Origin of the sequence: Xenorhabdus griffiniae, assembly GCF_001028135.1 — a bacterium.
Classification (GTDB): Bacteria; Pseudomonadota; Gammaproteobacteria; order Enterobacterales; family Enterobacteriaceae; genus Xenorhabdus; species Xenorhabdus bakwenae.
Window position 1 is genome coordinate 1 of the sequence record NZ_LDNM01000172.1, and the last position, 535, is coordinate 535.

At 62.1% G+C, this 535-nt stretch carries 1 pseudogene; it reads right to left on the reverse strand.

Features of this window, described 5'->3' with window-relative positions:
* A pseudogene (locus AAY47_RS19350) lies at positions 1–352 on the reverse strand (hypothetical protein); the annotation flags it as partial.
* Positions 353–535: the final 183 nt, after the last annotated feature.

Sequence of the window (535 nt, forward strand, 5' to 3'; positions counted from 1 at the left end):
GACCCGCCAGTTCACCGGCGGCCATGACCTGACAGAGCACGCTCAGATCGCGGACATCCTCCAGGCTGGCATCCACCGGCATGGGGACGGGGGCCGTTATATCACGCTGAACCAGCGCCGCAGGCAAGGCGGTTAACTGGTGTATGACCGCGATACTGTCCCCCCAGGCCGATAGCAATGTTGTCGCACTGACCCCCTGACTGAGGACAGCAGCCGTGGTTGCCGTCCCCGGCAGATAGCCCTCATTTTGGCTGCGCGAGGCGGATTGACGGGCGGAATAGGCCGGGCTGCCGGATGAACCGCTGCCGCCCGATGAATCTCTGTTACCCGAGGCACGCCCACTGCGCCCCAAATTGATCACGCCGGGGAATTTGAGATCCAGTAAATCCCCGATGCCCCCGGTGCGGACATCCAGAATGGACTGCAAATCATGGACAAACGCGCGGGGGTAGTTGAGGTAATCCACGCCCTGACTGATCACGCCAGCCAACTCACCGCGCATGAGGGTCAGGGTGTTTAACATACCGGACAGGGC